The organism is Bacillus daqingensis, from assembly GCF_042654445.1.
GTDB classification, from domain to species: domain Bacteria; phylum Bacillota; class Bacilli; order Bacillales; family Salisediminibacteriaceae; genus Alkalicoccus; species Alkalicoccus luteus.
Map to the genome: position 1 here is coordinate 64,284 of NZ_JBHSGK010000011.1, position 18,865 is coordinate 83,148.

The following is an 18,865-nucleotide window of genomic DNA, read 5'->3' on the forward strand; positions in this document are numbered from 1 at the left end:
GGTATAGAATGAGACGAAGGCAGTGCGGCTGCCGGGAAGGCGGTGACGGAGATGGAAGACTGCCCGGTTTGTGGATCGGAACGGAAGGAACGGGTGTGCAGCGGATGTGGATACGGAAAGAAGAAGACAGCGCAGTGGGTAAGTTTCGGGGCGGTGAGTGCAGGGGTGCTGTTATTTATCGGAGTGCCGCAGCTGCTCTCAGCCGGCAATCCTCCGGAGGAAACCATTGCAGAGCTGGAGGAAGCCGTACAGCAGGGGGACGTCGAGCGGGTAGCTGCACTAATGGTTGTGCAGGGCGGGGAAGCGCCGGTCACCGAGGAGGAAGCAGCTCCTGTGACACTATACTTACAGCAGGAAGGCAGTCAGATTTTTGCTGACCTGTATGAACAGGCAGAGGCAGTAGGAGAAGGTGCGCAAATGGCCGAGGATGAGCCGTGGCGGGTCGTACGGGAAGGTAATTTTTTCTCGAGCTATTCGATTGAAGTAGCGCCGGTGCCGTTTTTTACGACCGGCGGCTTTGTCGGGCTTGAGGTAACGATGGAAAACGGAACTGCTATGACGATATCGGAAGATGTACACGCATTATACGGACCGGTTCTGCCCGGCATTTATGAAGCGGCGCTTTCCTTTGAGGGCGAGTATGCGAGTGTCGACAAGTCAACGGAAGTAACGATTGAAGGACCGGAGACAGCGGTAGTGGAGCTGGAGCCGGGTGCGGGGCCGCTCGACCTGGAAGTGCCGGACAGTGCGGTGCTGACGATTCGGCGAGAAGGGCAGGAAGTGGACCACCGGCTTTCGACAGAAGCCGTGTTTCCGTTTGATGAAAGCTTTACGATCGAAGCGGCCCGCCAGTTTCCTGACGGCCGTGCAGCAAGCGGAGACACGGTCGTCGTGGACGAAAATCCGGATGTGAGCACGCTGGAGGCTGACGCAGAACTTGCCTCTCATTTAGCCGCGACGTTTGAAGAGTATGTGTGGGGTGTCGCAGCAGCGGAATCGCGAAACGATGAAAATCAGCTCACAAACGTGAAGGATTCCCTTCGCCGTGCGATCGAAGAAGAGATGCGGATCCGGCGGGCGCAAGGGTTTATGCGCAAGACCGATGAGCTGCTGCTGGAAACCGATCCCAAGCAGGCAGAAGTCTTCGAAACAGAAGGTGTCTGGATCGGCCGGGTTCCGTTTCATTTAGAGCGAAACGATACGTGGTACCGGCACGGTGAAGCGGTCGAGCAAAGCAGCTCAGAGCGGACTGGTATTGTACACTTGGAATTTAATGAGGAAACGAAGCGCTGGCTCGTCGGATGGGTCGCAGATCTTGGGCCGGAGTCCTTTCATTCGGACGATCCGCAGCGGCGTGAAGAAGTGTTTGACTGGAGCGGAAGCTAGCGCGTATGCTAATACCATCTATTGGAAAGACCGCCGGCAGCGGCGGTCGAAAGGGAGCTGACGATTGAGGGGTATTTACTTTTTTATTTGGCTGGCTTTGTTTTTAATCGGTATGTGGACAGAAAGCTCCACACGCCTTATCTATGACCAGCATGTCGCATTTACGCTTACAAGACATGTGTCCTGGGAGTATTTCTGGTCGACTGACTATGTGGAGGCACTGCGCCACAGCGGCGGACTGCTGCTTTCAAAGGTGGCGCACGTCGTCAGTTCATTTCTGCTCGGATTGCTGTTTTTTCGCTGGGTCGGACTGAAGCTGGATGCACTCGTTACGCTGCTGCTGGGTGTAGCGGTCGTGGAAGTGCTGCAGGAGTTTTTTACGCGCGAAGCGTATGCGCTTGATATTATGCTGAATGCTACCGGCGTCCTGACTGCGGCCCTGCTTGTCGCGTTGTGGCAGCTGGAGACCGGGCGTGCAATTGAAGAGACAGGCTAAAGGAGGTGTGAATGGCGATGGAATGGTGCCGGTATATCCGCGAGGACAAGACCGCTTGTACGAACGCAGCTGGAGCTGCAACAGATCATCCCGGTTTTGGCTACTGCGCCGATCACGAATGGACGGAAGCTGCAGAAGCAGACCGACAAACGTATAAAGAGCTGCTGGAGCTTGGCGATATGCCAGGACTGGACACCTTTTTGCAGCGTAAGGACGTGCATCCGGATCTATCTGTCGGCGGTTTCCCGACGCTGCTCGTCTATGCCGTACATGCGGAAAACGCCGAAGCCGTGTATCTGCTGTTAAAGCATGGGGCGGATCGGCGCATCTTCCGCAGCCGGCTTCGCAGCGAAGATATCGTTTCAATGGTAGAGCAGGGGCGCAGTGATGAGCTGCTTGCAGCTGCGGAAACAGGAGGAAAAGAGGACAGCGAATTTTTTCGCGCCTCAGCCTCTCACCGGGAAGACCAGCGTGTACGCAATCAAGTGCTGCGCTATGCACTTCCTGCATCGGTGCTGCTCATTGCCTCGTATCTATTTGGCGTCGTAGAAGAAACCGGCGTGTTTTTCCTGCTCGCAGGCTTTACCTGGATGATCGTAAGGCTCGGAAAAGGAATGGTGCAAAAGCGGAGATTCGACTACCGGCTGCCGGTGTGGACAACGATGGCAGGCATGCTGCTGACGTCGGCCGGCACTGGCTTTACCGGCGGCTGGGACGTTCTTTTTACAGCTGCACTCGTCTTCTTTTTAGGCTACCTGTTTTTGTGGCTCGTGAGCGTCCGCCGCCGATCGCCGGAAAAGCGCCAGCGCGGCTGGATTGTCCTTGTGTCCATCTTTTTGATGATCGTCTCCGCAGGCGGGATTTGAGCGAACGTTGTCAACGAAGTCTTACATCATGGCTTTCTTATGTCGCATAAATATTTTAAAACAAGCTTTTTAATAGTTGCTTATCCGTGGGAGGTACACAATAAAATAATTGAAATATCTTTTTATCATGTGTTTTAAAAAAGCTGCTCGAATCGAAAGCCAAAGTTATACAGCAAATCTAAAGGGATGAAATTAGGAGGAAGTCAGTCGTTGTTTGAGTTCGGATAAGAATCAGCAGTGTAACTTCATGAAAATGGGAACTAGAACCATATGTGCTAAAAAATTGAAGAGGGTGAAGAAGATGAGAGCGTTCGCTATCATTATTGCAGGGTTACTATTCTTATTCACTGGTGCTTGCGGAAACAATGCAGAAGCAGACGTTCAAAGCGAGGTGGACTTTGTTTATGAATACCTGGATATGATGGATGAGTCGCGGTTCGTCTTGGAAGATTTCATGAATGTGCTGTTTATCGATTTGCTAGAGACTTCTTCAGAAGCACATGAGGCGGCTGAAGATGTTTTAAAGCGTAGCGAAAGCCTCTTAGCAAATTGGGAGGCAACTACCCCACCATCGCGCTTTGAAGAGTCTTATAGTTTGCATGAGGAAGCTGTTAAAGGCCAGCATGAAATCATAGCTGACATTACGGAATACTTGAGAGAATCTAAAACATTCGATAATGAACAAATTTTTTTCCGCGTTCAGAACCGTGTTGCTATTCCGTATGATGAAGCTATGGAGTTGTATGATGAAGAAATTTATCAGTTCTTATCCGATAATGAAGGCGAACTAAGGGACATGTTAGAGGAGTTGTCTTAAAACTAAATCTTACCTCTGTCCATCTTTCTAATGATCGTCTCCGCAGGCGGGATTTGAGCGAACTGGAGGATTCGAGAAAACGACTTTCGTCTGGTGCCGAAAGCTTCTTTTGCCACTGCGTTTAAGGCACCTTACGTTTCTTTCTGCGGTCCTGCACCAAAAACCCCGCTGCGCGCAGCGGGGCAGGTTTCACCTGACTATTTCATGATTTTGCAGACGTCGTTCGTAAAGGAAACCGGGTCCTCGACTGGCAGGCCTTCAATAAGTCGGGCCTGGTTGTAAAGCAGGTTCGTGTACAGCTCAAAGGTTGCTTTGTCATCCTGCTCGTATGCCTGTTTCAGCGAAGCGAAAACGTCATGCTGGTGGTTAATCTCCAGTACTTTATCCGCTTCGACGCCTTGGTTCTCCGGCATCTGCGCAAGGATTTTCTCCATTTCAATGGTTACTTCCCCTTCCGCAGTCAGGCAGACTGGATGCGATTTCAGGCGATTGGAGAGACGCACGTCTTTCACGGCGCTGCCGAGCTGCTCCTTCATGGCTGCAAACAGCTCTTTATGCTCGCTCGCTGTCTCTTCGGCTTCTTTCTTTTCTTCATCAGATTCGAGGCCGAGATCGCCGCTTGAAACGGACTTGAATTCCTTGCCGGCGAACTCACGCATCATTTTAATGGCAAACTCATCCACTTCTTCGGTGAAGTAAAGCAGTTCAAAGCCTTTATCTTTCACAAGCTCGGCCTGCGGCAGCTTCTCCAGGCGGGAGACAGAATCTCCGGAAGCGTAGTAGATGTATTTCTGCTCCTCCGGCATGCGTTCCACGTACTCATTCAGGCTGACAAGCTTGTTTTCGTTGGATGATGTAAAGAGAAGCAGATCCTGCAGCTCTTCTTTATCCTGACCAAAGTTGTTGTAGACGCCGAATTTCAGCTGGCGTCCAAACGATTCGAAAAACGTTTCGTACGCTTCACGGTCATTTTTCAGCATGCTCTGCAGTTCTTTTTTGATTTTCGTTTTAATGTTTTTAGCAATCAGCTTCAGCTGGCGGTCGTGCTGGAGCATTTCCCGGGAAATATTCAGGGAAAGATCCTCGGAATCAACCATTCCTTTCACGAAGCTGAAATAGTCCGGAAGCAGATCCGGGCTTTTTTCCATGATCAGGACACCGCTGGAATAGAGCTCAAGTCCTTTCTCAAATTCCTTGGAGTAGTAGTCAAACGGCGTCGTTTCCGGAATATACAGAATGGAGCTGTAGCGGATAGTGCCGTCGACATGAATGTGCACGTGGCGAAGCGGCTTATCGAAGCCGTAGTGCTTTTCGTGATAAAAGTTCTCGTAATCTTCGTCGCTTAATTCGGCCTTATCCTTGCGCCAGATCGGCACCATGCTGTTAATGGTCTGCTCTTCCTGCTTCTCAACCGTTTCCTCGCTCTCCTCGTCCTTCGGCTCATGAACCGTCACGTTCATGACAATCGGATAGCGGATAAAGTCAGAGTACTTTTTCACAATCTGCTTCAGTCGGTATTCCTCGAGAAACTCATCGTATGAGTCGTCTTCGGTGTTTTCTTTCAGCTTAATGGTAATAGTAGTACCCGTTGATTCTTTCGATCCAGGTTCAATCGTATAGCCGTCCGTGCCGTTGGATTCCCAGCGGAAGGCTTCCGTCTGGCCGGCTGCTTTCGTATCAACGGTTACGTGGTCTGCGACCATAAAGGCGGAGTAAAAGCCGACGCCAAACTGGCCGATAATGTCCCGGCCGTCTTCGGTTTCCGTTTGCTTTTTAAACGCAAGCGAGCCGCTTTCCGCAATCGTTCCGAGGTTTCGTTCCAGTTCCTCTTCGTTCATGCCGATGCCGGTATCTTCAATGGTCAGCGTGCGCGCGTCTTTATCGGCGCTCACCCGAATAAAGAAGTCATCTTGATTGAACGCAATCGCGTCGTCTGTCAGCGCGCGGTAGTACATTTTATCAATGGCGTCGCTGGCGTTTGAAATCAGCTCACGCAGGAAAATTTCCCGCTGAGAATAGATGGAGTTGACCATCATCTCCAGCAGCCGTTTCGATTCGGCTTTAAATTCTTTCTTCGTCATGGTGGATCCGCTCCTTCGCTGCAATTTTAGCACTCTAACACAGAGAGTGCTAATCCACCTTCTATTTTACTGATTCCAGCCAGTGTGTCAATTAGCGAAACGTTGGAAAATAATATTCCTATATGAATATTATTGGCGCTTAAGGCTGAAAAGGGGATGTATGCGCCGGGTAATCGGCTTTTTTGAGTGATTATGCAGTCTGCATGAATTTTTACTCTGTTTTATACTGATGACAAGCGAATATGAGGGCTACGCAGCCACCATATCCACTGTCTTACCCCTCGGGTGCTGGAGAAGCCCAGCTCCGCACTCACTCTCTTGCCTTAAGCCTGCCCAGCTTAAGGTATTTTTTTGCGCATAAATCCGGTATGCTGAAAAGAAAAAGCAGCGAGAAGGGGTGGGGGCATGCAGGAGATCGGAATTGATATTGGAGGAACGTCTATCCGCGCAGCATGTGTAGACGAGAAGGGGCACGTTACCGCGTTTGAGCAAATCAAAACGCCGTTCGATCCGGAGGAGGCTGTCCGCTGGATTGCCGGCACAATCACGACTTGGGAAAGCAGCAGTCTCGGTGTCGCTGCTCCGGGACCGCTTCAGGCGAAAGAGGGCATGTTTCTCGATCCGCCCAATCTGCCCGGCTGGCACGGCTTTCCGTTTAAAGCATCGCTCGAGTCCATCAGCGGACGAACCGTATTAATGGAAAACGATGCAAACGCAGCAGCAGCGGCAGAGTGGCTTCACGGTGCCGGAAGGGGTGCAGGCAGCATGGCCTACGTCACGATCAGCACCGGAGTCGGAGCAGGTCTGATCATTGATGGCAGATTGGTCGGCGGCTTCCGGGGCAACGGCGGTGAGGTAGGCAATATGATTATCGCCGATAACGGGCCTCGTCAGCCTGGTATGAATAATGGATCATGGGAGTCGCTTGCCTCAGGCACCGCTCTCGGCAAACAGGCAAAAGCAGCCGGAATTCGCGGCGGGGCACCGGAACTGTTTTCACTTGCTTCCGGCGGAGATCAAACGGCGGAGGCGCTGGTCGCCGAGTGGGTGGATTACACTGCGCGCGGTCTGGCTAACTTATTTCATACGGTGGACCCGGATTGTATTGTGATTGGAGGAGGGGTATCTGGATCTGCTCCTTACTTTATGACCCATCTCAAGGAGGCCGTAGCAGCTAAAGTGTACAAAAGTGCCGCCGATTCCGTTGATCTGCGCACCGCTGCCCTCGGACGCACGACGGGGGTCATCGGCGCAGCTGTTCTGCACCGGCTCATCCGCGTGTAATTGAACGGAAATTGGCAGTCAAAAAGCATCGGGAGCTCCCGATGCTTTTTTGTCGAACAGGAAAGAGGAAAGCGGTCATAACCGGCTTCATTAACAGCGGAGCATAGCAAATGCTTGAAGCACCAGCTCGGTTCGCTTTTTTCCGTCCGGCTAGCGTGTTTCGGTCGGAAGCGATTCCTGCTCAAGAATCTGCCTCAGCTTTGTACCAAGTCCGACGCGCCCGCCGAGTTCTTTCAAATAAGGACTGACGTACATGTGGCTCTCATGTCCGTGCACGATCCGCGGATCTTCCGCATGCACCCATTCAAAAGCCGGTTCATTGTTTTCGTTCAGCAGGACTCCGGAATAGTATGTGTCATCAGGTGTGCTGCGTTCAATATCGAGAATCACGAGCGTGCCTTCGTAGAAGTCGCCCCGGAAAGATCGGAGTCTTGCCAAATCGTTCATTCCTTTCTGTGTCTAAGGTGTTTCTATTGTACCATGAGATTCATGAAATATGAACCTTTTTTCATCCGACTTTGTACTTTATTATAGTAAAAAAATAACATTCCTACGCCAGGAACTGTCGGGCGGCTTCGCTGGCAGCCTGTTCAATCAGCGCCCTGCTGTCACCGGGCTCATCAGAGGAGATGGTGATGTCAGCGCACGGAACGTCTGCCTGCTGCGCCAATTTTTGAATGTACGGTACGACATGGCTCGTATGCTCCGGCATGCCGTCCTGGCTTTCGCCGGTGATGACGAGAGAGGCGTGCTGCAGCTTGTCCGCCAGCTGATGGACTGCTGCAGTATAAACGACTGCTTCATGCAGTTCGGCACCGAGACAGCCGAGCGCAAAGCCGATGCCGCCGCCAGCTCCGCTTCCGGGCCGGTCCGCTGCATCGGGAACTGGAAAAAGAGGCACTGTGCTGCGGACAGCCTGATGCAGAAACTCCATCACGCTGTCGGACTCTCCGGCCTGTCTGCCGGTGCGGTAGACGGCTCCTTCTATTCCAGTAAGCGGATAGAATGAGGTGCAGAGCACGCGTATTGGCGGCAGATTTCGTGTCGGAAACTGGACGGAGGCTGCTCCGGAAATATCCTTTGTCCGCAGATGTCGCATCAGGTCTCCGTTTTCTCCGCGAATTTTAGCGCCGAGCGCTTCCAGCATGCCTAGACCCATATCAACGGAAGAAGTGCCCCCGAGTGCGATGGTGATCGATGCAGCACCGGCAGCATGTGCAATCATTTGACCAAGGCCGGTGCTGGATGTGTCCAAAAGCTGACGTTCATTCGGCTCCAGCAGCTGCAGGCCGAGAATTTCTTCGCTGTCGATGTAGGCGTGGCCGTCTTCATCAACAAAATAACGCGCCGTTCGATCCCGAAAATGCGGATCGGATGCCGTCATGTGCACTTCCTTATACGACTTCCCGTACAGCAGTGCCTGAGACGTTCCGGCGTGGCCGTCTGCCATCGGACAGATCACAGCTTCAGCGTCCGCTGCATTTCGCAGTCCTTTCGCTGCTGCAAGTGCTGCATCGGTTGAGGTCATACCTGCGCCGAACTGATCTGGTGCAATAATCACGTTCATCCTGTCGCCCCCTCTGTCTTCCTGCTTCTTATTATAGCTTATTCCGCCTTCCAGCGGGGCAGCCCTGTTCATGTCAGCAAAAGTTTTGTAAACTCATGGAAGAAGACATTATGCAACAGGAAAGGATGAACCGGTCTATGGCAATGCAGCAGGCAGAAGATGTCCGAACGTTGATCGAGGAGCTCGTCTCTATTCCGAGCCCGTCCGGCAGTACGGCAGAGGTGATCAGCAAAGTAGAGGCGTATTTCCAGGAGCTAGGCATTCACACGGAACGACTGCGCAAAGGCGGCTTGACAGCAGAGCTTCCCGGCAGAGAAAACAGCGAGCAGCGTATGATGACAGCCCACGTGGATACGCTCGGAGCGATGGTAAAGGAAGTGAAAAGCGACGGCAGGCTGAAGCTCGATTTAATCGGCGGCTTTCTTTATAACGCGATCGAAGGAGAGTACTGCGAGATTGAAACGAGCAGCGGCGAACGCTATACTGGAACCATTCTGATGAAGCAGACGTCCGTGCATGTGTATGATAACGCCGGCAAGGCGGAGCGCAGCATCGAGAACATGGAAGTGCGCATCGATGAAAAAACGATGTCCAAGGAAGAAACAGAAGCGCTCGGCATCGGTCCGGGGGACTTCATTTCGTTTGATCCGCGTGTGCAGGTGCTGCCAAACGGGTACCTTAAGTCGCGTCATTTGGATGATAAGGCGAGCGTTGCGATGTTGATGCGTCTTGCAAAAGAAATCATCGAAGAAAAGACAGCGCTCCCGTATACAGTACAGCTGCTTATTTCCAATAACGAAGAAATCGGTTTTGGGGGAAATGCCGGCATTCGCCCGGAAACGGTGGAATACCTTGCGGTCGATATGGGAGCGATGGGAGACGGCCAGGCGACCGATGAGCATACGGTGTCGATCTGTGCGAAAGATTCCGGCGGCCCGTATCACTTCGGGCTTAGGAAACATCTGGTCGAGCTTGCAAAAGCGAACAGCATCGGCTACCAGGTAGATATGTATCCGCACTACGGCTCAGACGCCACGGCGGCCGTCCGTTCCGGTCATGACGTCATTCACGGACTGGTTGGACCGGGAATCGATGCATCCCACGCCTATGAGCGCACGCACATTGAAAGTCTTGAAGCGACCTACCGGCTGCTGCGGGCGTATGTCCAGTCGCCTATGACGGCATATTGATAACGGTAAAAACACGGCCGCAGATGCAGCCGTGTTTTTCAGGCTGTTGAAAACGTCAATCAGCTTAGATGATGATTCGATTGGTTGTCTTTCCCCTCTGCTTACCTAGCCTGCCGTGGGCTGGCCTTCAGCTATTTCCCAGGGTGACCCCTGTATGAAGGGGAGGATGGCGCGGGAGGATGGCGCGGCTTCACTCGGACACAGGCTTCTCACGAGAAGCCTTCAAAAGCCAGTCCGGCTCCGCTCGCGCTTTTCATGCCGTTCAAGTTCGAACGGCGATGAGGCTTCACTCAGACACAAGCTTCTTACAAGAAGCCTTCAAGACCTAATCCAGCTTTGCTCGTGCGTTGATGACGTTCGCAGGTCTGAACGGCACGGCATCTTCAGGCTGCTTGTTGCACCTCCGATGGACACGACGGGGAAACGGATTTGTTTGTTGGAGAACGACATGCCGATCGGCAGAAGCTGCGATTCTTTTGCTCTCCTAATGAACACGTTGACGTACTGGAAGCCCTATTCGACCTCAAAACGTTGCCTATATAAAGGTTCTATCCATATGGAATAAGCTCGGGTTCCTCCTCACCAGGCGATTCAACCAGACTGCCAGCTGCCATATCGGAGGACTTCGACTCCGAGAGGATCAGAACAAGGCGAAGATCCAGCGCTTCTGACGAAAGGAAGAAGTGATTAGCTGAGCCTGTTCCCTCCGGAAAGCGAGTGCCCGCAGATGCAGGTAAATGCAAGGTTATTCACCTGAAACGACTTTGTCGACACTTTGAAAAACACGGCCGCAGATGCAGCCGTGTTTTAATTGATTACGATTGATTTCAGCGGAAAGCTTGCAGCCACAGCGTCTGCAGCTGTCGTCTTTTTTCAGTCAGCGTTAAAAGGGGTATTCCCGTTTTCCGTCTTGAATCGAAAGCCATTTTTCTGTCGTGAATTTATCAAGGGCCCATTCTCCGCCGAAGCGACCGATCCCGGAAGCTTTTTCCCCGCCGAAGGAAGCGTGCGCTTCGTCGTTAACCGTCTGATCATTCACGTGGATCATACCGGTTTCGATCTGCTTGGCAAATTCAGTCGCCCGGTGAATGTCGGTCGAATGAACTGCGCCGCTCAGGCCATAAGGCGTACTATTTGCGAGCTTGACGGCCTCTTCTTCAGTGCTGAAGCGGATTAACGGCGCTACGGGACCAAATATCTCGTTTTTTGCGATTGGCATGTCTTCTGTCACATCTGTTAGGATAATCGGGTGCAGCAGTGTTCCCTTGGCATCACCGCCGAGAATCTGCGTCGCGCCCTGATCGATCGATTCCTGGACGTCCTTCATAATGCGTTCAACCTGGTCTTCTTTAATCAGAGGACCGACGATTGTGTCGCGGTCAGCCGGGTCGCCTGCTTGAAGGTCGGCCGTCCTCTTTTTAAAGGCTTCAGCGAACGTATCGTAAATCGAATCGTGAATCAGGAAGCGGTTGACGCTCATACATATTTGACCCTGGTGCAGAAACTTACCGAATACGGCCGCTTCCACGGCACGGTCGATATCGGCATCCTCCAGCACGATAAAGGCGTTATTTCCGCCGAGCTCGAGCGCTGTCTCTTTGATATGCTTTCCAGCTAAGGAAGCAATGTGGGATCCGACTTCTGTCGACCCGGTAAAGGAGATGACTTTCGGGACCGGATGCTCGACGAATGCATCGCCGATTTCAGAGCCTCTGCCAGCTGTGACGTTCAGCACGCCAGCCGGAGCTCCTGCTTCGTGAAAAATGTCGGCAATGAGGCTGCCTGCCGTGACGATCGTGTCTGTTGCAGGCTTTAATACAACCGTATTGCCGGCTGCAATGGCAGGCGCTACCGAGCGCATCGACAGGTGGAACGGGAAGTTCCAAGGTCCGATGACCCCGATGACGCCTTTCGGAGACTTGTAGACGCGGTTTTCTTTGCCAGGGAAGTCCGACGACATGATCTGACCTTTCATTCTGTATGGAAACGACGCAGATTCCTGCACGATGCGAAGTGCTGCGCCAAATTCAATTTGGGCTTTAACGCCGGAGCTGCCCGCTTCCTTAATTAATAGTCCGACAATCTCATCTTTTCGTTCCTGCATCACCTCTGCTACGCGATGGAGCAGCTGCTGCTTCTCAGACGGAAGTGTGTCTCTCCAGGAGGGAAACGCTTGTTCTGCTGCGCGGTATGCGCGGTCGAGGTCTTCTTCAGAGGAGGACTTCATCGTAAACAACGTTTCCTGATTGAACGGATTGACGTTTTCCAACGATTTATCGCTGGTACCGTCTACCCATTCTCCGTTAATAAACTGCTTGGCATATTTTTGCATGAGCGAAAGCTCCTTTCTAAAAGTAAGTCACAGATAAAGACTTTCCCGCTTTCTTTACGGGTGAAACTAATTGAACGCATGTGCTACGAAAGAAGGAAATCGTCCCTAGTCTTTTGACGTGTTCCGGCTTATAATAGGAGCATAGAGACAAAATGTCAGACAATTAAAAAAGGAGGGCGTTTCTGCAGGAACACCATCTTAAAAGGGGGTATGTAACATGGTAGAAGGTTCATTACCAATTATTATTACGTTTGTTGTTTATCTCGTCGGTATGATTGCATTAGGACTCATTGCTTACAAAATGACGGATAACCTATCTGACTATGTACTTGGCGGCCGTCGTCTCGGCGCCGGTGTAGCGGCACTCTCTGCTGGTGCGTCTGATATGAGCAGCTGGCTTCTGCTCGGGCTGCCTGGTGCGCTTTATGCGGCCGGCCTGGTGGAAGCATGGATTGCCATTGGTCTTGCGATCGGGGCAGTTGTGAACTGGATGCTGGTAGCGGGCAGGCTGCGGGCATACACGGAAATTGCAAACGATTCAATTACGCTGCCGGACTTTTTTGAAAACCGGTTTAAGGATAATTCCCGTTCCCTGCGAATTGTTTCCGCGCTGTTGATTTTGATTTTCTTTACGTTTTATACATCGTCCGGCCTCGTCGGCGGTGCTGTTCTGTTTGAAAGCACGTTTGGTCTCGATCAGACGACGGCGCTATGGGTCGGTGCGATCATTATCATCGCCTATACATTCCTTGGCGGGTTTCTTGCCGTCAGCTGGACAGACTTTGTGCAGGGGATCTTAATGTTCCTCGCCCTGATTGTGATTCCAATTGTCGCCATCATGGACTTTGGCGGGATCGGTCCAACGTTTGATCAGATTCGTTCGATTGATCCAAATAACCTGAGTCTCTTTGGCGGTGTCGGCATTATCGGGATCATTTCCCTGCTTGGCTGGGGCCTCGGTTATTTCGGCCAGCCGCATATTATCGTCCGTTTTATGGCGATTCGTTCCATGAAGGAGCTTCCGAAGGCACAGGGAATCGGGATCACATGGGTCATTCTCTCCATGACAGGTGCTGTGTTCACTGGTCTGGTCGGGATTGCGTACTTTGCCGATGCGCCGCTTGATAATCCGGAGACGGTCTTCCTGGAGTTCACGCAGGTTCTGTTCCATCCGGTTGTGGCAGGGGTACTGCTTGCAGCTGTTCTCGCTGCAATCATGAGCACGATCGATTCCCAGCTGCTCGTTTCCTCTTCTGCGCTGACAGAGGACTTTTACAAAGGCTTTATTCGTCCAAACGCTTCTCAGAAGGAGCTTGTCACCGTTGGGCGAATCGGGGTACTTGCTGTAGCGGTCGTTGCCTTGATTCTTGCACAGAATCCGGACGCGACAGTACTCGAGCTTGTAAGCTACGCCTGGGCCGGACTCGGTGCTGCGTTTGGACCGCTCGTTCTGTTCAGTCTCTTCTGGAAGGATATGACGCGGAACGGGGCGCTTGCCGGTATGATTTCCGGCGGGGTTACCGTGATCGTCTGGGCACTGCTTGAAGGCGGAATCTTCGACTTGTATGAGCTCGTATCCGGGTTTGTCATTTCGTCGATCTTCATCATTATCTTCAGTAAGGTTGGTGCAAAGCCGACCAAGGAAATGCACGACGAATTCGAGCGTGCGCGTTCCATGGATAAAGGAGCTTAATAGAAGGCAATATGAAGAACCGGCTGCGGCCGGTTCTTTACTGTTTATGCTGTTCAACATCGAACGGCATTGAATCTTCAACCTGCCATGACATGCTTCTGACGGGATTTAGCGCTGCAAGCAGATACAAAGGAGGATGAACTAGCTGTGACGCCGGATTTCTACCTATATGTATGCCTTGCATAAAATAGTGAGAAAAAATTGATTATTTTTTATGGTTTCTGTTACTATAAAATCTAACGAGTGTCCTATGGCCTGGGTGGGACAGTTTGCGTCACCTAGGACACAAACTGTCCCATTCCGACTGCCGCATGCTGGCGGTACTGTCATCGGACACTCGATGATGCTGTATTAGGAGGGAATCATCTATGTCGGAAACACAAGATCAGAACCTGCAGCTTCGCAATGACGTGAAAAAGCTGGGAAGTATTCTTGGTGACGTGCTGAAAAAGCACGGCGGGGAGGAGCTGTTTCAGAAGGTTGAGGACATCCGTGAATTAACAAAGGGTCTCCGTGAAAACTATGATCCGGATAAATACGAACTTCTGAAAAAAGAAATTTCTGAGCTGGAATCGCCTATGCGCCAGCAGGTGATCCGCGCCTTTTCGATTTATTTCCACCTCGTCAACATTGCCGAGCAGAACCACCGGATCCGCCGGTCGCAGTTTTACCGGCTGGAGCGTGACAGCGATGTGCAAAAGCATTCTATTCAGGAAGCGATTCTGGCCCTGAAAAACGATGAACACGCAGACGAAACGATTCAAAAAATTATCGATGATCTCTCCATTGAGCTGATCATGACGGCACATCCAACAGAAGCAACGAAACGGACCGTGCTGGAGATCCAAAAGCGGATCTCTACAATTCTGCAGAAGCTTGATCACCCGGCGCTTCCGTATAAAAAGCGCCGCAACCTGGAAGAAAGCCTGATCAATGAAGTGACGGTTCTTTGGCAGACAGATGAGCTGCGTCACCGCAAGCCGACTGTCCTGGATGAAGTGAAAAACGGCCTTTACTATTTTGATCAGACGCTGTTCGACGTGCTGCCTGCCGTTCACCAGGAGCTGGAGGATCAGCTGAGCGATTACTTCCCGGGCAAGTCGTGGAAAGTGCCAAACTTCCTCAACTTCGGTTCATGGATCGGCGGCGACCGCGACGGGAACCCGTTCGTCACACCCGAAGTGACGTGGGAAACGCTGAAGCTGCAGCGTGATCTGGCCGTTAGAAAATATGACGAAGGGCTGACCGAGCTCATGAAGCGGTTCAGTCAGTCGACATCGCGTGTGTCGATTCCGGAAGAATTCATTAAGCACGTGACCGACCAGGAAAAGAAGTATTTGACGACAAAAGATAAATGGCAGATCGAAGGCGAAGTATACCGCCGCATGTTTGCGGTCATGCTGAAGCGTCTTCGTCAGGTCGGCACGAAGTCTAAGTATGCATACGATCATGCTGAGGAACTGCTGCGCGACCTCATGCTGATTGAAGAAAATGCTCGCACGCATCAGCTGGAGAACGTGAAGCTGAAAAAGCTGCGCAAGCTGATTCGCCAGGTTGAGCTGTTCGGCTTCCATCTGGCAACGCTGGACGTGCGGAACCATAGCGGCGAGCATGAGACAGCTGTATCGGAAATGCTGCGGGTTGTCGGTCTTGCAGACGACTATGCTTCGATGGAAGAGGACGACAAGCTGGAGCTGCTTGAAAATGTCCTGAAGGATCCACGTCCGCTTATGCTCTTAAATGAGGACTATTCAGAAGAAACGCAGAACATTTTTGAAGTATTCAAAATGATTCAGCGTGCCCATGAAGAATTTGGACGCCGCTCCATCGAAGTGTACCTCATCAGCATGACGCAGTCGTCCAGCGATCTGCTGGAAGTACTCGTTCTTGCAAAAGAGGCCGGTATTTACCGCGTACACGTAGATGGTACAGTTGAAAGCAACATTAACGTCGCACCGCTTCTCGAAACAGTCGATGATTTGATCGCCGGTCCAAAAATCATGCAGCGCCTGTTTGATATGGATCTGTATCGAAGCCACATTCAACAGCGCGGAGATCATCAGGAAATCATGCTCGGCTATTCCGACGGAAGCAAGGATGGCGGAACGCTTACTGCCAACTGGAAGCTGTATAAAGCTCAGCAGGAAATTCATAACATGGCCCGCGATTACAGCATCGGCCTGAAGTTTTTCCACGGCCGCGGGGGCTCTCTCGGCCGTGGCGGCGGACCGCTGAACCGCAGTATTATTTCCCAGCCTGCTGAAACGCTCGGAGACGGGGTCAAAATCACAGAGCAGGGCGAGGTGCTGTCATCCCGCTATATGCTCGGTGATATTGCGTTCCGTAACCTCGAGCAGGCTGCTTCTGCGCTGATTCAGTCTACGTCGAAGGTGCATCATTCGAAGGAAAAGGTAACCGGACTTAAGCCGGAATATGAACAGGCGATAGAAGAAATTTCGGACGCCTCCTTGAAAAAATACCAGTCGCTCGTATTCGGCGACCCGGACTTCCTGACGTACTTTAAGCAGACGACACCGCTGAACGAGCTCCGTGAGCTGAACATCGGTTCACGTCCAATGAGCCGTAAAAACAGCGAACGGTTTGAAGACCTGCGTGCGATTCCATGGGTATTTGCATGGACGCAGTGCCGTCAGATGATTCCGGCATGGTACGCCTCCGGCACCGGTCTCGCTGGCTTTGCTGATGCAAGCAGTGAAAACCTGGAGCTGCTGCAGGAAATGTACGAAAACTGGCCGTTCTTCCGTTCCACGGTCAACAACCTGCAGATGGCGCTGATGAAAGCCGACCTGATGACAGCGAAAGAATACGTTGACCTCGTGGAAGATAAGGACATCGGTCAGCGGATTTTCGGAGATATTTCCGATGAGTACAACCGGACGAAGGATGTGCTGCTCCGCATCTCCAAGTCGGAAGAACTGCTCGACTTCTCGCCGAATATTCAAGGGTCCGTCCATCTGAGAAATCCGTATGTCGATCCGATGAACTTCCTGCAAGTTGATCTGATTCAAAAGCTTCGTGCAACCGACGAAGAAGAGCATACCGAAGAGATTTTGACAGAAGTGCTGCTTACCATCAGTGGTGTGGCTGCAGGGCTTCTGAATACAGGCTGATACAAGTCAAGTTCGAAACCGTCTCCGACAGGAGGCGGTTTTCAGAGTGTCGATAAAGTCGTATTAGGTGAATAACGTTGCATCTGCCTGTATTTGCGGACACTCGCTTTCCGGAGGGAACGGGCTCAGCTAAGCGCTTCCTCCTGCTGTCGGAAGCGCTGGATCTTCGCCTCGTTCTGATCCTTCCGGAGTCGAGGCCCTCCGATGTCGGCAGCTGGAAATACGGTTTAACTCCGTGGCTATGGTTGACACGAGCTTTTAAGATGCAGATGGAACGTATCGTTACGTGACGTTTCAATATTGAATAGGGAGCCCATTACGTCATGGAATTCACCAGAAAAGCAAAAAAAGCAGTCGCTTCTGCCTCTCGTGACGTTGTGCTCCAAGAAGCACATCCGGTTCCGTGACGTGTCCAGCATGGGCGCAACAAGCAGCCTGAAGATGCCGTGCCTGTCAGCTCTGCGAACGGCACCAACGCACGAGCAAAGCTGGATTAGGTCTTGAAGGCTTCTTGTAAGAAGCTTGTGTCTGAGTGAAGCCTCATTGCCGTTCGAACTTGAACGCCATGAAAAGCGCGAGCGGATCCGGACTGGCTCTTGAAGGCTTCTTGTGAGAAGCCTGAGTCCGAGTGTAGCCGCGCCATCCTCCCGCGTCATACTTCCTGCAGAAAGGGATCTCCTAAGAAAAAGCTGAAGGAAAGTCAACGGCAGGCTAAGTAAGCAGAGGGGAAATGCAACCAAATGAATAAACATATAAGCAAGTTAACTTTATCAACAGCCTGGAAACCGTCTCCGACAGGAGGCGGTTTTTTCGCAGAGATTGGATGCTGCTTTCTTAAAACAATGTTGCTGCGTTCGGGAACTTTTTCCTGATTAGGGCGTAACTAGGGAGGGTATGCAAGAAAAGCGGTCGGTTAAGCGGGAATTTGTGAGATTATCTGGACGTTCCGCTTTTTGTTGCTGTAAACTAATAAGAAATAACTCGAATGATGTCGATTTAAGAAGGGGGTTTTCGTGTGCGTTCTATTTTTCGTCAAAGCATGATCGTACTGGCAGCAGGAGCGGCGGCAGCGATCATCATTGTGCTCTCGATGCAGGTGCTGTCGAGCAGGGTCATGACAGAAGAGTCGAACCAAAGCGAGGCCTCCGGTCCAACCGTATCAATATTAGCGTCAGACGCTGTACGGGACCAAAGCTGGGGAAGCTTTGCCTTTACGAGCCAGGTGCTGATACGCGATGAGTTTGGCATCCGTGCGGAGCTCTATCCGGATCTGACGACGGAAACACTGCGTGAGTACCGGACGGCAAAGGAAGCAGAGGATGGGGCTGACCTGATTATCGGGCACGGCCGCGAATTCGCCTCGACCTTTCAGACGTATGCCGAACAGTACCCGGACGTCGAATTTGTGTCGCTGCACGGAGAATCGAAGCACGACAATCATACCGTTTATACGTTTGATGTGGCCCCGACTGAGGTGCTCGCCATGACGGCGGCAGCCTTAAAATCAGAAAGCGGCAGCGTCGGCGTGCTCAGCAAATCCGGTGACTGGCGCAGCCGGAAGCAGGTAGAGGAACGGCTTGAGGAGCTTGGAACGGAGCTTCATTATGAGGTAGTGCAGGACCGAAATAATACGGAACAGGCGCTGGAAGCACTGGAGCGGCTTCGCGAAGCTGGAGCCGACGTCATTTACAGCCGCGGCAATACGTTTAATCGATACGTGATTCAGCAGGCAGCTGAAGACGACTTTTATGTGATCGGATTTATTGATGATCAGAGCTATCTCGGCCGCGAGCACGTTTTGACGAGCATCGTGAACAATGTCCCGCTCGTCTATGAAAAAATCATGACCGATTACCTCTCTGAAGCAGGACTGCCGGGTGGAATTGTCGAATTATCAGCAGAGGATCACGTCTTTTATCTGGCGCCGTTTGGGCCGATGTTTACAGAGGAAGACATGGCTGAACTGAAAAAACATGATACACGCGTACTCCGTCATCTGTACAACGGAACCCGCTGAAGAAA

13 protein-coding genes are annotated in these 18,865 nt (G+C 51.8%); 9 read left to right on the top strand and 4 right to left on the bottom strand.

Annotated features, from left to right (window positions below; genetic code table 11):
• Positions 1 to 51: 51 nt before the first annotated feature.
• The 4 genes from ACFO4L_RS09965 (at position 52) to ACFO4L_RS09980 (ending at position 3,565) form a co-directional block, all read left to right on the top strand.
• Positions 52 to 1,386 carry a TcaA second domain-containing protein gene (locus ACFO4L_RS09965; RefSeq protein ID WP_377909524.1) on the top strand — a complete coding sequence of 445 codons (1,335 nt, stop codon included), beginning with the start codon at positions 52 to 54 and terminating at the stop codon, positions 1,384 to 1,386.
• Positions 1,387 to 1,450: 64 nt separating this feature from the next.
• A complete protein-coding gene (locus tag ACFO4L_RS09970) occupies positions 1,451 to 1,882 on the top strand; it encodes a hypothetical protein (RefSeq protein ID WP_377909525.1) in 432 nt (143 codons plus the stop codon).
• An 11-nt stretch (positions 1,883 to 1,893) separates the two neighbouring features.
• Positions 1,894 to 2,748 (top strand): sulfite exporter TauE/SafE family protein, encoded by an 855-nt coding sequence (locus ACFO4L_RS09975; RefSeq protein ID WP_377909526.1) that lies wholly within the window; start codon positions 1,894 to 1,896, stop codon positions 2,746 to 2,748.
• A 247-nt stretch (positions 2,749 to 2,995) separates the two neighbouring features.
• Complete coding sequence (locus ACFO4L_RS09980; RefSeq protein ID WP_377909527.1) at positions 2,996 to 3,565, top strand: hypothetical protein; 570 nt, start codon at positions 2,996 to 2,998, stop codon at positions 3,563 to 3,565.
• A 197-nt stretch (positions 3,566 to 3,762) separates the two neighbouring features.
• Here ACFO4L_RS09980 and htpG read toward each other — a convergent pair whose 3' ends face one another.
• The gene (gene htpG / locus ACFO4L_RS09985) at positions 3,763 to 5,646 is read right to left on the bottom strand and encodes a molecular chaperone HtpG (protein WP_377909528.1); all 1,884 of its coding nucleotides are present in this window, start codon (positions 5,644 to 5,646) and stop codon (positions 3,763 to 3,765) included.
• A gap of 405 nt (positions 5,647 to 6,051) precedes the next feature.
• Between htpG and ACFO4L_RS09990 the strand changes: the two genes are divergently transcribed.
• Positions 6,052 to 6,930 (top strand): ROK family protein, encoded by an 879-nt coding sequence (locus ACFO4L_RS09990; RefSeq protein WP_377909529.1) that lies wholly within the window; start codon positions 6,052 to 6,054, stop codon positions 6,928 to 6,930.
• A 150-nt stretch (positions 6,931 to 7,080) separates the two neighbouring features.
• Here the strand turns inward: ACFO4L_RS09990 and ACFO4L_RS09995 are convergent, their stop codons facing one another.
• Entirely contained in the window at positions 7,081 to 7,368 is a 288-nt protein-coding gene (locus tag ACFO4L_RS09995) for a hypothetical protein (protein ID WP_377909530.1), read from the bottom strand.
• A 112-nt stretch (positions 7,369 to 7,480) separates the two neighbouring features.
• Positions 7,481 to 8,497: a glycerate kinase gene (locus ACFO4L_RS10000; RefSeq protein WP_377909531.1), complete on the bottom strand. Its 1,017-nt coding sequence runs from the start codon at positions 8,495 to 8,497 to the stop codon at positions 7,481 to 7,483.
• A gap of 137 nt (positions 8,498 to 8,634) precedes the next feature.
• Here ACFO4L_RS10000 and ACFO4L_RS10005 point away from each other — a divergent pair, with 137 nt between their 5' ends.
• Positions 8,635 to 9,687, top strand: coding sequence for a M42 family metallopeptidase (locus ACFO4L_RS10005; protein ID WP_377909532.1), 1,053 nt, complete (start codon positions 8,635 to 8,637; stop codon positions 9,685 to 9,687).
• 883 nt (positions 9,688 to 10,570) lie between these two features.
• Here the strand turns inward: ACFO4L_RS10005 and ACFO4L_RS10010 are convergent.
• Positions 10,571 to 12,019: an aldehyde dehydrogenase family protein gene (locus ACFO4L_RS10010; RefSeq protein ID WP_377909533.1), complete on the bottom strand. Its 1,449-nt coding sequence runs from the start codon at positions 12,017 to 12,019 to the stop codon at positions 10,571 to 10,573.
• A gap of 217 nt (positions 12,020 to 12,236) precedes the next feature.
• On the opposite strand from ACFO4L_RS10010, the gene putP reads away from it, so the two are divergent.
• From putP to ACFO4L_RS10025, 3 genes are all read left to right on the top strand, one after another.
• The gene (putP, locus tag ACFO4L_RS10015) at positions 12,237 to 13,712 is read left to right on the top strand and encodes a sodium/proline symporter PutP (RefSeq protein WP_377909534.1); all 1,476 of its coding nucleotides are present in this window, start codon (positions 12,237 to 12,239) and stop codon (positions 13,710 to 13,712) included.
• A 368-nt stretch (positions 13,713 to 14,080) separates the two neighbouring features.
• Positions 14,081 to 16,843: a phosphoenolpyruvate carboxylase gene (gene ppc / locus ACFO4L_RS10020; protein ID WP_377909535.1), complete on the top strand. Its 2,763-nt coding sequence runs from the start codon at positions 14,081 to 14,083 to the stop codon at positions 16,841 to 16,843.
• A 1,015-nt stretch (positions 16,844 to 17,858) separates the two neighbouring features.
• Positions 17,859 to 18,860 (top strand): BMP family ABC transporter substrate-binding protein, encoded by a 1,002-nt coding sequence (locus ACFO4L_RS10025; protein WP_377909536.1) that lies wholly within the window; start codon positions 17,859 to 17,861, stop codon positions 18,858 to 18,860.
• The last annotated feature ends 5 nt before the right edge of the window (positions 18,861 to 18,865 follow it).